12 protein-coding genes are annotated in these 11985 nt (G+C 63.9%); 2 read left to right on the forward strand and 10 right to left on the reverse strand.

Annotation, left to right across the window (positions count from 1 at the left end; all coding sequences use genetic code 11):
• The first annotated feature begins 24 nt into the window (after positions 1–24).
• Positions 25–183, forward strand: a complete 159-nt coding sequence (locus tag ACIPZB_RS02625) for a YqaE/Pmp3 family membrane protein (protein ID WP_008095322.1) — start codon at positions 25–27, stop codon at positions 181–183.
• Positions 184–389: 206 nt separating this feature from the next.
• Here the strand turns inward: ACIPZB_RS02625 and ACIPZB_RS02630 are convergent, their stop codons facing one another.
• The 10 genes from ACIPZB_RS02630 to ACIPZB_RS02675 all read right to left on the reverse strand — a co-directional run bounded on the left by ACIPZB_RS02630 (position 390) and on the right by ACIPZB_RS02675 (position 11294).
• Positions 390–2213: a prolyl oligopeptidase family serine peptidase gene (locus ACIPZB_RS02630; RefSeq protein WP_400638885.1), complete on the reverse strand. Its 1824-nt coding sequence runs from the start codon at positions 2211–2213 to the stop codon at positions 390–392.
• A complete protein-coding gene (pqqE, locus tag ACIPZB_RS02635; RefSeq protein ID WP_008091148.1) occupies positions 2179–3327 on the reverse strand; it encodes a pyrroloquinoline quinone biosynthesis protein PqqE in 1149 nt (382 codons plus the stop codon). The genes ACIPZB_RS02630 and pqqE overlap by 35 nt, the downstream gene beginning before the upstream one ends.
• Complete coding sequence (gene pqqD / locus ACIPZB_RS02640) at positions 3299–3574, reverse strand: pyrroloquinoline quinone biosynthesis peptide chaperone PqqD (protein ID WP_400638886.1); 276 nt, start codon at positions 3572–3574, stop codon at positions 3299–3301. The genes pqqE and pqqD overlap by 29 nt, the downstream gene beginning before the upstream one ends.
• Positions 3571–4326, reverse strand: coding sequence for a pyrroloquinoline-quinone synthase PqqC (gene pqqC, locus ACIPZB_RS02645; RefSeq protein WP_400638887.1), 756 nt, complete (start codon positions 4324–4326; stop codon positions 3571–3573). Before pqqC ends, pqqD begins: the two co-directional genes overlap by 4 nt.
• 155 nt (positions 4327–4481) lie before the next feature.
• The gene (gene pqqB / locus ACIPZB_RS02650) at positions 4482–5393 is read right to left on the reverse strand and encodes a pyrroloquinoline quinone biosynthesis protein PqqB (protein WP_400638888.1); all 912 of its coding nucleotides are present in this window, start codon (positions 5391–5393) and stop codon (positions 4482–4484) included.
• Between the two features lie 80 nt (positions 5394–5473).
• Positions 5474–5545: a pyrroloquinoline quinone precursor peptide PqqA gene (pqqA, locus tag ACIPZB_RS02655; RefSeq protein WP_003243383.1), complete on the reverse strand. Its 72-nt coding sequence runs from the start codon at positions 5543–5545 to the stop codon at positions 5474–5476.
• Positions 5546–5703: 158 nt separating this feature from the next.
• The gene (gene pqqF / locus ACIPZB_RS02660) at positions 5704–7992 is read right to left on the reverse strand and encodes a pyrroloquinoline quinone biosynthesis protein PqqF (RefSeq protein WP_400638889.1); all 2289 of its coding nucleotides are present in this window, start codon (positions 7990–7992) and stop codon (positions 5704–5706) included.
• A 169-nt stretch (positions 7993–8161) separates the two neighbouring features.
• Positions 8162–8956 (reverse strand): carbon-nitrogen hydrolase family protein, encoded by a 795-nt coding sequence (locus ACIPZB_RS02665; protein ID WP_400638890.1) that lies wholly within the window; start codon positions 8954–8956, stop codon positions 8162–8164.
• A gap of 14 nt (positions 8957–8970) precedes the next feature.
• Positions 8971–10653, reverse strand: coding sequence for a flavin monoamine oxidase family protein (locus ACIPZB_RS02670; RefSeq protein ID WP_400638891.1), 1683 nt, complete (start codon positions 10651–10653; stop codon positions 8971–8973).
• Positions 10654–10832: 179 nt separating this feature from the next.
• Positions 10833–11294, reverse strand: coding sequence for an Lrp/AsnC family transcriptional regulator (locus ACIPZB_RS02675; RefSeq protein ID WP_008091161.1), 462 nt, complete (start codon positions 11292–11294; stop codon positions 10833–10835).
• A gap of 150 nt (positions 11295–11444) precedes the next feature.
• Here ACIPZB_RS02675 and ACIPZB_RS02680 point away from each other — a divergent pair, with 150 nt between their 5' ends.
• Positions 11445–11963, forward strand: coding sequence for a serine acetyltransferase (locus ACIPZB_RS02680; protein WP_400638950.1), 519 nt, complete (start codon positions 11445–11447; stop codon positions 11961–11963).
• Positions 11964–11985 lie beyond the last annotated feature (22 nt).

Here is an 11985-nt window from a genome sequence, read left to right on the forward strand (position 1 = left end):
TAGACCCTTTGAGGAGAGACTCGCATGGACTTCGTACGCATCATCATCGCCATCATCCTCCCGCCGCTGGGCGTGTTCCTGCAGGTGGGGTTCGGTGGGGCGTTCTGGCTGAACATTCTGCTGACCTTGCTGGGGTACATTCCGGGCATCGTGCATGCGGTGTACATCATCGCCAAGCGCTAGCCTGCAGGGCCTCATCGCCGGCAAGCCGGCTCCCACAGGGATCCCACAGTTCTTGAGTGTTGTACGCTTCTGTGGGAGCAGGCTCCCACAGCAATCCCACAGTTCTTGAGTGTTGCGCTCTTCTGTGGGAGTAGGCTCTCACAGGGATCTCACAGTCCTTGAGTATTGCGCTCTTCTGTGGGAGCCGGCTTGCCGGCGATTGGCCGTTACTGTCCCAACACCTGGCAATAGAACTTCCACTCTTCCTCCAGCGCATGCGCCAGGTTCTCGGCCTTGCGCAAGCCATGCCGCTCCTGCGCATAGAAGTGCCCTTCGGCCTCGATGCCGTTGGCCCGTAACGCTTCCAGCATCGAGCGTGTCTGTTCCGGCACCACCACGGCATCCAGTTCGCCCTGGAAGAAGATCACCGGCACGTTGATCTGCGCTGCATGCAACAGCGGGGTGCGCTGGCGATAGCGCTCGGCATCGTGCTGCGGATCACCGATCAGCCAGTCCAGGTAATCGCCTTCGAACTTGTGCGTGGCACGGCCCAGGGCAATGGGATCGCTGACGCCGTACAAGCTTGCACCTGCACGGAACACATTCTGGAAAGCCAGGGCACACAGGGTGGTGTAACCGCCTGCGCTGCCGCCGCGAATGAAGGCCTTGTGCCGGTCGATCAAGCCTTGCGCAGCCAGGTGCTCGACGGCAGCGCAGGCATCTTGCACATCGCTTTCACCCCAACGCAGGTGCAGCGCCTGGCGATACGCACGGCCATAGCCGGTGCTGCCGCGGTAGTTCAGGTCGGCAACCGCAAAACCCCGCTGGGTCCAATACTGAATGCGCGGGTCGAGTACTGGGTAGCAGGCGGAAGTCGGACCGCCGTGGATGAACACCACCAGCGGCGCTGGGCCCTGCGCGCGAGCTGGCGGGTAGAAGAATCCATGGGCAATTTCGCCGCCGCTGTCGTAGTGGATCGGCTTGGGCAGGCTGATGCAGGCTGCCGGTAAAACGTCGGCGCCGCCTGCCAGGATGCGCACCTCGTGGCTGGCGCGCTCGATGGCGATGACGGCGGGCGGGCTGATGGGCGATGCGGCGATGGCGTAGAGGTGTTCACCATCCATGGCCAGGCTGCGAAAGCGGGTATAGGCGCTGGCGTAGCGTTCCATCCGGCCATCAGTGGTACGCATCCCCAACTGGCCAAAGCCGTCTTCGAACCAGCTGGCCAGGTAGGCTTGCGGCCCCAGTGCCAGCCAGGTGCAGGCGCCAAGCTGCCAGGGCGCGGCGGCATGGTCCGCAGGCTCTGCAGGCAAGGCTTGCCAGTGACCGTCGATTTCACCCCACGGCTGCCAGAAACCATTGCGATCGGACAGGCAGTACAACTGGCCTGCAGCGTCGAAGCGCGGTTGCTGCAGGGATTCGTCAGCCGCTGCAATGCAGCGCGCCTGTCCCCAGTTGCCTTCGGTATCACGTGCTCGGCACATCAGCCGCGTGACCGTCCAGGGCTGTGCCGGGCGGTCCCACTCGATCCAGGCCAGGCGTTGGCCATCGCCGCTCAAGGTGGGCGAGGCATAGAAGTCGGCGCCCTCGGCAAGTACCTCCAAGGTGCGTTCGTCGAAAGCGACCAGACGGTGCTGCACCGACTGCCCATGGCGCTCTTGCACGGCCAGCACCTTGCCGCTGTGCCACTGCACATCGCCGTAGCGGCTGGCGCTATCGCCTGTCAGTGCGCGGGGGGCGCCGCCTTCCAGTGGCTGGGTATAGACCTGCTGGTCCTGTTCGTTGACGAACAGCAGCCCGTCGCCACCCAGGCAGAAACTGCCGCCGCCGTATTCGTAGACCCGGCTGCGTACACTGAAGCCGTCTGGCGTCAGGCAACTGGCCTGTTGTCCGTGCCAGCGCCAGACCCGGCAGGCGCCGTCGGCCGGGCGGAACTCGTTCCAGAACAGCCCTTGGTCACTGACCTTGAGCTCGGCGAAGTCGGTGCCGGCGGCGACGGCCTGAGCGGCGCTGAATTCAGCCGCGGGCGATGACACGGGAGTTGCGTTCATTGCGGAAGGTCATCTGTTCAATGGCGAGCTCGGCGGTTTGCGCCTCCTCGCGGGCCTTGAGGATGATGCCGTGGTCGGCCGACTTGGCGCACACCGGGTCGGCCTTGCTGGCATCGCCGGTGAGCATGAAGGCCTGGCAACGGCAGCCGCCGAAGTCCTTTTCCTTCTCGTCGCACGAGCGGCAGGGCTCGGGCATCCAGTCATAGCCACGGAAACGGTTGAAGCCGAACGAGTCGTACCAGATGTGCCGCAGGTCATGGTCGCGCACGTTGGGGAACTGCACCGGCAACTGCCGGGCGCCGTGACAGGGCAGGGCGGTACCGTCCGGGGTGATGGTCAGGAACAGGCTGCCCCAGCCATTCATGCAGGCCTTGGGGCGCTCTTCGTAGTAGTCCGGGGTGACGAAGATCAGCTTGCACGGGTTGTCCTCGGCCTTGAGCTTCGCCCGGTACTCGTTGGTAATGCGCTCGGCGCGCTCGAGTTGCTCACGGGTTGGCAGCAGGCCCAGGCGATTGAGGTGCGCCCAGCCATAGAACTGGCAGGTGGCAAGCTCGACGAAGTCGGCGTCCAGGGCGATGCACAGTTCGATGATGCGGTCGATCTTGTCGATGTTGTGCCGATGGGTGACGAAGTTGAGCACCATCGGGTAGCCGTGGGCCTTCACCGCACGGGCCATCTCCAGTTTCTGCGCAAAGGCTTTCTTCGAGCCGGCCAGCAGGTTGTTCACCTGCTCGTCGCTGGCCTGGAAGCTGATCTGGATATGGTCCAGGCCGGCCTCCTTGAAGGCGGCAATGCGCGCTTCGGTGAGGCCGATGCCCGAGGTGATCAGGTTGGTGTAGTAGCCCAGCCGCCGGGCCTCGGCAATCAGCTCGGCAAGGTCCTGGCGCACCAGCGGCTCGCCGCCGGAAAAGCCGATCTGCGCGGCGCCCATTTCGCGTGCCTCGGCCATGACCTTGAACCATTGCGCGGTCGTCAGCTCCTTGCCCTGCTCGGCGAAGTCCAGCGGGTTGGAGCAGTACGGGCACTGCAGCGGGCAGCGATAGGTCAGCTCGGCCAGCAGCCACAGCGGCAGGCCGACCGGCACCTCAGGCGAGGGTGATCCAGTGTTCGGCACGGGCCACCTCCATGAATTGCTCGATGTCGTCGGCGACCTCGGGCACACCAGGGAATTGTTGTTCGAGTTCAGCAATGATCGCCGCCACGTCGCGTTTTCCGTCGATCAGGCCGCCGATCAGGCCGGCGCTGTCGTTGAGCTTGATCATGCCCTCGGGGTACAGCAGCACATGGCCTTTTTGCGCCGGCTCGTACTGGAAGCGATAGCCGGGGCGCCAGTTCGGCACCTGTTTGCGATCAAGACTCATAGGACGATTCCTTTGTGCCACACCCGTTCCTGGGTGACGGAATGGTAAGGCGGGCGGTTCAGCTCGTAGGCCATGCTCATGGCATCGAGCATGCTCCAGAGGATATCGAGCTTGAACTGCAGGATTTCCAGCATACGCTCCTGACCTGCCCGCGTGGTGTAGTGCTGCAGGGTGATCGCCAAGCCGTGTTCCACATCACGCCGGGCCTGGCCCAGACGGGTGCGGAAGTACTCGTAGCCGGCGGGGTCGATCCACGGGTAATGCTGCGGCCAGCTGTCCAGGCGCGACTGGTGGATCTGCGGGGCGAACAGCTCGGTCAGCGAGCTGCTGGCCGCTTCCTGCCAGCTGGCGCGGCGGGCGAAGTTTACGTAGGCGTCGACGGCGAAGCGCACGCCGGGCAGCACCAGCTCCTGGGAGCGCAGCTGGTCCGGGTCGAGGCCCACGGCCTGGCCCAGGCGCAGCCAGGCCTCGATACCGCCATCCTCGCCTGGCGCGCCGTCGTGGTCGAGCAGGCGCTGGATCCACTCGCGGCGGATTTCGCGGTCCGGGCAGTTGGCCAGGATCGCGGCATCCTTCATCGGGATGTTGACCTGGTAGTAGAAACGGTTGGCTACCCAGCCCTGGATCTGCTCGCGGCTGGCGCGGCCTTCGTACATCGCCACGTGGTACGGGTGGTGAATGTGGTAGTAGGCGCCCTTGGCGCGCAGGGCCTGTTCGAATTCGGCCGGGGACAGTGGCAGTGCGTCGTTCATTCAGCTGGCTCCTGTAGAACAGAAAATGCCTCGCGGGAGCAGCAACCTGTGGGAGCCGGCTTGCCGGCGATCAAGGGCGAAGCCCTTGCCTGGTATCTTCACTGTCCAGGCTGGCCTCATCGCTGGCAAGCCAGCTCCTACAGGTACCGCGTGCATTACAACTCGATGCTCATGCCATCGTAGGCGACTTCCACCCCGCGGCGGACCACTTCGGCGCGCTCTGGAGAGTCTTCGTCAAGAATCGGGTTGGTGTTGTTGATGTGAATAAGCACCTTGCGCTGGTGCGCAAAACCGTCCAGCACTTCGAGCATGCCACCAGGGCCGTTCTGCGCCAGGTGGCCCATTTCGCGGCCAGTGCGGGTACCGACACCGCGGCGCTGCATTTCGTCGTCTTCCCACAGCGTGCCATCGACCAGCAGGCAATCCGCGCCGTGCATCATCGCCAGCAGCTTGTCATCGACCTGGCCGAGGCCGGGTGCGTAGAACAGCTTGCCACCGCTGCGCGTGTCCTCGACCAACAGGCCAAGGTTGTCGCCCGGGTGCGGGTCGAAGCGGTGCGGTGAGTAGGGTGGCGCGGCGCTGCGCAGGGGGAAGGGCGTGAACCTCAAGTTGGGGCAGGCCGGAATGACGAAGCTGCCTTCGAGTTCGATGCGGTTCCACTGCAGGCCACCGTTCCAGTGGCTGAGCATAGTGAACAGCGGGAAGCCGGTGCTCAGGTCCTGATGGACCATGTCAGTGCACCAGACCTGGTGCGGGCAGCCTTCGCGCAGGCTGAGCAGGCCCGTGGTGTGGTCGATCTGGCTGTCGAGCAGCACGATGGCGTCGATGCCGGTGTCGCGCAGGGCACGCGCCGGCTGCATGGGCGCGAAGGCCTGGAGCTGGGCGCGGATGTCGGGCGAGGCATTGCACAAGATCCAGTGCTCGCCGTCGTCGGACAAGGCGATGGACGACTGGGTGCGTGCCGTGGCGCGCAGGGTGCCATCGCGATAGCCCTTGCAGTTGACGCAGTTGCAGTTCCACTGGGGGAAACCGCCGCCGGCGGCGGAGCCGAGAATCTGGATGTACATGGCTTGGCTCTTTATCCGAAAAGCATATCTGAAAAACGACGACGCCCCGGCGGGCCGAGGCGTCGAGCCGCAAGCAAGGCTTAGCGGTTGGCGAAATACATGGTCACTTCGAAGCCGATACGCAGGTCAGTGTATGCAGGTTTGGTCCACATGGGAGACTCCTTCCGAATGGGTTGGGATGATCAGCTACTTGTTGGGATGCCACCTTGCGCAGGAGGTTCCATTGGCTGGGATTGCGCTATCTTACAAGAAAAATTTGTACCGGAAGGTTAATTCTTCGAAAAGCGCTCTTGCAGCCGATGTAATAATCCTAGCGCCAGGGTCCTGCCACCGCGGCTGAATTGGCCAGGCAGAGCCAAGGGGATTGCTCGTCGAGCATCGCATCAAGCAGCTCGTCCAGATCTGTCTGGTGCGTGCTCAGAATAGACGCGCGCAGCGATGCCAGCTCGTCGTCCTGTACTGCGAGGTGCGTCTGCCACAGCCATTGCGCGAGATCGTCGTTGGCCATGGCGGCTGCATCGAATTGCTCGGCCAGTACTTGGCGGGCGCTTGGGTCGAGCGTCACGCCCTGGCGCAGCAAGGTCCACAGATGGTCGATGATTTCACCGTGGCGGGTGTGTGGCGACTGCACACCGAACAACAGGCCGCCCACGCCCTCGATCTGACGGAAGGTACTGAACACCGCGTAGCCGAGTTGCAGCTCGACCCTTAGACGTTGGTACACCGGCCCCTGCAGCAGCTGGGCCAGCAGGCGGCCGCAGGCTTGCTGCCGAGCCGGCAGCGGGCAGAACAGCAGAAGCGCATGTTCGTTGCCGGGGACCTGGGCGTGGTGCCAGCGATGGCCCTGCCACGCGGGCGAAGCGTCCGGCTTGCCAGCATGGCCAGGGCAGCCTTGCAGTACGGCGCCAAGCGCATCGCGGGCGGTCTGGTCGAAGCCCACGGACAGCCCATGCCAGCGGCTGTGTTGCCATGCGTCTTCGAGTACCTGTTGCCCGAGGGTGCCGGCGGGCGCGGGTTCGGCGGCGGTACCCAGTACGGCATCAGGCAGTCGCTCAAGCAGTGCTCTGATCGGGATCAAGGCAGGGGCCTGATTCACTGGCGTGTCCCAACTGTCTGGTGAAGGTACGCGCAAGCTGGCCAGTGCCAGTTCTACAGCGCGAATCACCGCAGCCGGATGCCCGGCGCAGCGCAGTTGCCAATACTCGCCTGCGGCGCTGAATTGCAACTGCAATGAGGCGCGCTCACAACGCTGCTGCAGAGGGCGCAGGGCGCGTTCCAGCGCGGCGTGCAGAGGCAGGCGCAGTGCTGAAGGTATATGCCAGCGCAAGTAAAGCGCTGCGTACTGGCGCGCCGCAGGCAGTTGGTCGCAGAACGCAACAGCTGCGGGCAGAGGGTATGCCTTGGCAGCAGGCAGTGCGTCCAGCAGCAGCGGATCGATGGCGGGCAGTTGCCATTGCCCCTGTTCGCGGCACGGCAATTGTGCGAGTAGCGACTGCAGCGCGTGCAGAGCTTGGCTATCCAGCGCCGCGAACGGTTGGCCTGCACTGTCTCGGCGGGCCAACTCCAGCGGGCTGGCGCTGCGTTCACGGCGCTGCTGCAAGAGCCTGAACTCGGCATTGAGCTGCGCCGGGTCAAGCTGGCGAAGGAACCCGAACCAGCCGTGTAGCAAGGCCCAGGCTTCATCGGCGCTGGCGTCTGGACTTGGCTGCAAGTCGATGTGCCAGAGCACTTGCCCGGCGAAGCCGTACAGCATTTGCGCCTTGAACCCTTGCAGCCGGCCTCGCAGCCGAAGTGCGTCGAGCCAGCCGCCTGGCCTGTTGTCGCTCAGGCAGGCAAGTAGCAATTCCAGTGCCTGTTCGGCGCCATTGGGCAGGTGGTCATGGGCAAAGACTTGTGTAGTCGGTGTTGTCGATAAAGCGGGCGGTGGCAACTGCGCTACAGGCTCTCCAGGCGCGAACAGGCTGGCGGCTTGCCGGCCAAGCTGTTCGAGCGCGTCCAGCGTTTGCGGGCCGCAGAGGCTCAAGGTGATTTGCCCGCCTCGATAGAAGCGTTCATGGAAACCGGCGAGAGCCCGCTGAAAGGCAGGATCCTGCAAGGCCAGCGTGTAGCGGTTGCCGGCATGAAATCCACGCAGCGGATGGTTTGCACCCACCGATTGCAACAACGCGAACTGCTGCTGGGCCTGCGGGTTGCGCGACCAGGCGATGAATTCGGCGTGGATCACTTCCCGCTCGCGGCGCTGGCGATCGATGGTCAGGTCGGGTTCGGCAAGCATCTGGCACAGGCGCTGCAGTCCACCGTCCAGGGCGGCGGGCGGCACCTCGAAGAAGAAGTCGGTGGTGCGCTCGCGGGTGCTGGCGTTGACCTGGCCACCCAGGGCCTGGACGTAGCGCATCAGGCCATCGGCCAGCGGAAAGCGAGGCGTGCCTAGGAAGAAGAGGTGTTCGAGGAAATGGGCCAGGCCAGGCCATTTGGGCGGCGCATCGTGGCTGCCGGCATGCACCCGCAATGCCGCCGCCGCACGCGTGAGGTGCGGGGTGTGGCGCAGGGTGAGACGCAGGCCGTTGGCGAGGGTGAGATGGCGGGTGGCGTCAGGCATGGGAACTCCGGGGCAGGTGTTCATGCTAACCCATTTGTACTGGCAGGCCCGGCCTCATCGCCGGAAAGCCGGCTCCCACAGGAATCGCATCAGCTTTTAGAAAGTTGCTCCCACAGGAGAGCAGAGCAGCGCGGTCTTTGTGGGAGCCGGCTTGCCGGCGATAGGGCCGTCAGGCGTTATGCCAATGCAGCTCCTGGCGCAGATCTGTCAGGTAGGGAAACGCTTCGCGCCCCTGTACCACCCGCTCATGCTCCAGTTCCGCCAGCAACTGGCACTCATCGCGCCCGGCCATCGCCAGCAGGCTGCCATCCGGTCCGATGATGCTGCTCTGCCCGCAGTACTGGATCTCGCCTTCCGCCCCGCAGTAGTTGGCATACACCAGGTAGCACTGGTTCTCCTGCGCCCGCGAGCGCACGGTCACCTGGCAGACGAAATCGTAGGGCGTCATGTTCGCCGTCGGCACCAGAATCAGCTCGGCGCCTGCCAGCGCCAGGCGCCTGGCATTCTCCGGGAACTCGATGTCGTAGCAGATCAACAGCCCGACCTTCCAGCCTTCCAGTTCGACGACCGGGAAGTGGTCGGCGCCGGCGCTGAACATCGAGCGGTCCAGCTCACCGAACAGGTGCGTCTTGCGGTAATTGCACAGGCTGCGGCCATGGGCATCGATCAACTGCACGCTGTTGTACAAGGCGCCATCCTCGGCGCGCTCCGGGTAGCCATAGACGATGGCGATGCGGTGGGCCTGGGCGATCTCCACCACGTCCATGGCCGAAGGACCATCCGCGGCCTCGGCCAGACGCTCGACCTGCTCCAGGCCGATGTTGTAGCCGCTCAGGAACATTTCCGGGCACACCAGCAGCTGGGCGCCGCGCTCGGCCGCCCGTTGCGCCTGGTGGCGCAGCCGTTGCAGGTTGCCGGGCACGTCCAGCGGGTTGGGTGCGCCCTGGAACAGAGCGATGCGCATGCTGCCTCCTTGTCTCAATCGGCCAGGGCGATAGGCCCGATCTCGTCGAACACATCGCCCGGGCCAGGGTTGTCCGGGTGGGTCTGGCCACCGAAGTGATTCATGATACCCCACACCGCGTTCAGCGAAGTCTGCACCGCGCCTTCGACCCAGGCCGGGGTCCATGACACATCGTCGCCGGCGATGAACATGCCACGCTGCTCGGCGGGCATGTCCTGTTGCATGAAGTGTGCGTACATGCGCTGGTTGTAACGGTAATGGCCTGGCAGTGCGCCCTTGAAGGCGCCGAGGAAGTGCGGGTCGGCTTCCCAGGAAATGGTGATCGGGTCGCCGATGATGTGCCCGGCGATGTCGGTCTTCGGGTAGATCTTCTTCAGTGCATCCAGGGCCAGCTGCACGCGTTTTTCCACCGGGTGCGGCAGCATCTTCAGGGCGTCGCTCATCCACGCGTAGGACAGGCAGATCACCCCCGGTTTGTCGTCACCGTTGTCGAACAGGTAGGTACCGCGGGTCAGGCGGTCGGTGAGGGTCATGCTCATCAGGTCGCGCCCGGTTTGCGGGTCCTTGTCCTTCCAGAACGGCCGGTCGACCATGACGAACGTCTTCGACGACTGCATGTAGCGGGTGCGGTCCAGGGCCATCCACATTTTCTGCGAGAACAGGGATTCTTCGCAGTCGATCTGGGTGGTCAGCAGCCAGCTCTGGCAGGTGGCAAGGACAGCGCCATAGTGGCGGGTGTCGCCCCAGTTGTCGGTGACCGCCAGGCGTCCATCGGCGGCACGGGCGATGCGCTTGACGCCGGTGCGCGGCGCGCCGCCATGCAGCGAGCTGAGGCTGGTGCCCTCGGGCCAGTGGCTGCAGCGCTCTGGCACATGGCGCCAGATGCCTTGCGGCACCTGTTCGACGCCACCGACGATCAGGTGCTGGTGATCGTCGCAGTTGGTCATCACCACGCGGAAGATTTCCAGCATCGAGTTGGGGAAGTCCGAATCCCAGCCGCCGGTACCGAAGCCGACCTGGCCGAATACCTCGCGGTGCTGGAAGCTGAGCTTGGCGAACGAGCGCGAGGTGGCGACGAAGTCGTAGAAAGTGCGGTCGTCCCACAGCGGCACCAGCTTGTTCCACAGTGCCTTCAGGCGCGTTACGTCGCGGTCGCGGATTGCCTGCTGGATCTCGGCGAACTGGCCACCGCTTTCCAGCGCATCGGCCCAGGCGTCGGCCACTTCGTGGAACAGTTCGGGCAGGTCACTGGCCTTTTCGGCGTAGTAGGTCTGGCCTTCCAGGTCGATTACCGTGCTGCCCGAGGCAGGGGTCAGCGGGTTGGGGAAGGGCTTGGTTTCCAGGCCCAGCTTGTCTACATAGTGATAGAAAGCGGTGGAGGAGACCGGGAAGCGCATGCCGCCGAGCTCGGCGATGATGCCGTCGGTGCCGTTGAAGGCTTGGGAGCGCAGCCTGCCACCCAACTTCGACGCCTCGTACACCACGGGTTTCAGGCCCAGCTTCATCAGCTCGTAGGCGGCTACCAGGCCCGCGATGCCGGCACCGACAATGGCAACTTCTTCACCGTGGCGCTCGGCGGGAATGCTGCCCAGGCCGGCAGGGTGCTCCAGCCAGTCGTCGAAGGCGAAAGGGAAGTCCGGGCCGAAGATGGTGATGGGTTTCTTGCCGTCGGCGGGGTGGCGGTTGTTCTTGTTCATGAAGTGACCTTGCCAGAGCGGCTGCGCGAAGGGCGGAGCCTGAGTATAGGAGATGCCTGGGGGTCATTTTATGAAGAGGGATGTTCGTAATTAAGATGCAGAGTGATGGCTGAATGTAAGTTGTTTCGTCATAACGACGAAGGTTCGATCGATCTTGACGATTCCGCCAAAGGAGCGAGCTAGGCCGGCTGGCCGCGATCGACCTTGCTGCTCAGAATGATCGACGTGGTGGTCTTCTCGACGCCCTCGACACTGCCAATCTGGTCCAGCAACTGGTCCAGCTGCTCTGGCGTATCGCTGCGCAACCAGGCCACATAATCGAACTCGCCACTCACCGCGCACAGCTGCTGCACTTGCCCCATGCCACTCAAGCGGCGCACCACTTCCTTGCCGGAACGCGGCTGCACCTTGATCCCGACGTAGGCTTGCAGGCCGCCACCGATCAGGCGCTGGCCCAGGCGCACGCCATAGCCGGTGATGACCTTGCCCTTTTCCAGCCGCGCCAGGCGCGAGTTGACGGTGGTGCGGGCGATGCCCAGCTGGCGTGCCAGGGTGGCAACGCTCTCGCGGGCGTTGATCTGTAGCAGTGCGATCAACTGGCGGTCGATTTCGTCGAGGGTGATGGGGCGCGAATCCGGCATGGCGAGTCTCTGCAGTGGGCTGGCTAGCCTAGCCAGCCATAGGGGAACAGGGCAAGGCCGAGTGCATAACGGCCAATTATGCGGCATCATAATGAACCGTTTCAGTGGAGTCCCGGTGTGAAGTTCGCCGACCTGCTCGAATGTTGGAGGATGGAAGTCTCCAACAAGAAAGGGCCCGGACGCCGCATCAGCCTGTTGTTCAATGTTCTGCGACGTGCACGCATGGACAATAAACTTCGCTATCTCTTCGCTTTCCGCCTGGCGCAATACCTCGACGCCCGCGGCGGCCTGGCCCGTAGCCATGCCCGGCGCATGCAGCAGCGCTTGAACCTGAAGTACGCCGTGGACATCGACATTGGTGCGCAGATCGCACCCGGCCTGCGCATAGCCCACTTGCCGGGCGTGGTAATTACCCGGCACGTGACCATTGGCCGCAATTTCTTCGTCCGCCAGAACTGCTCGATCGGGATCAAGACCCTTGGCCTGGAACACTACGCGCTGCACATAGGCGACAACGTCAGCCTGGGGGCCAACAGTTGCATCATCGCCGATCACATCAACATCGGAGACAATGTGGTCATCGGCGCCATGTCGCTGGTAACCCGTGACATCCCAGCCAACAGCACGTTCTACAACCCTCGGCAAACCACGCTGCGCAGCAAAGAGTAGATCTGGGCGGAAATAGAAAAGC

The sequence above is a fragment of the Pseudomonas sp. NPDC089396 genome, from assembly GCF_044749545.1.
Classification (GTDB): domain Bacteria; phylum Pseudomonadota; class Gammaproteobacteria; order Pseudomonadales; family Pseudomonadaceae; genus Aquipseudomonas.

Bases quoted from the DNA above. Each gene is read 5' to 3' on its own strand.
- pqqD (WP_400638886.1), bottom strand. From the start codon at position 3,574: ATGAGTCTTGATCGCAAACAGGTGCCGAACTGGCGCCCCGGCTATCGC.
- pqqC (WP_400638887.1), bottom strand. From the start codon at position 4,326: ATGAACGACGCACTGCCACTGTCCCCGGCCGAATTCGAACAGGCCCTG.
- ACIPZB_RS02625 (WP_008095322.1), top strand. From the start codon at position 25: ATGGACTTCGTACGCATCATCATCGCCATCATCCTCCCGCCGCTGGGC.
- ACIPZB_RS02680 (WP_400638950.1), top strand. From the start codon at position 11,445: ATGGAAGTCTCCAACAAGAAAGGGCCCGGACGCCGCATCAGCCTGTTG.
- ACIPZB_RS02675 (WP_008091161.1), bottom strand. From the start codon at position 11,294: ATGCCGGATTCGCGCCCCATCACCCTCGACGAAATCGACCGCCAGTTG.
- ACIPZB_RS02670 (WP_400638891.1), bottom strand. From the start codon at position 10,653: ATGAACAAGAACAACCGCCACCCCGCCGACGGCAAGAAACCCATCACC.
- pqqF (WP_400638889.1), bottom strand. From the start codon at position 7,992: ATGCCTGACGCCACCCGCCATCTCACCCTCGCCAACGGCCTGCGTCTC.
- pqqB (WP_400638888.1), bottom strand. From the start codon at position 5,393: ATGTACATCCAGATTCTCGGCTCCGCCGCCGGCGGCGGTTTCCCCCAG.
- ACIPZB_RS02665 (WP_400638890.1), bottom strand. From the start codon at position 8,956: ATGCGCATCGCTCTGTTCCAGGGCGCACCCAACCCGCTGGACGTGCCC.
- ACIPZB_RS02630 (WP_400638885.1), bottom strand. From the start codon at position 2,213: ATGAACGCAACTCCCGTGTCATCGCCCGCGGCTGAATTCAGCGCCGCT.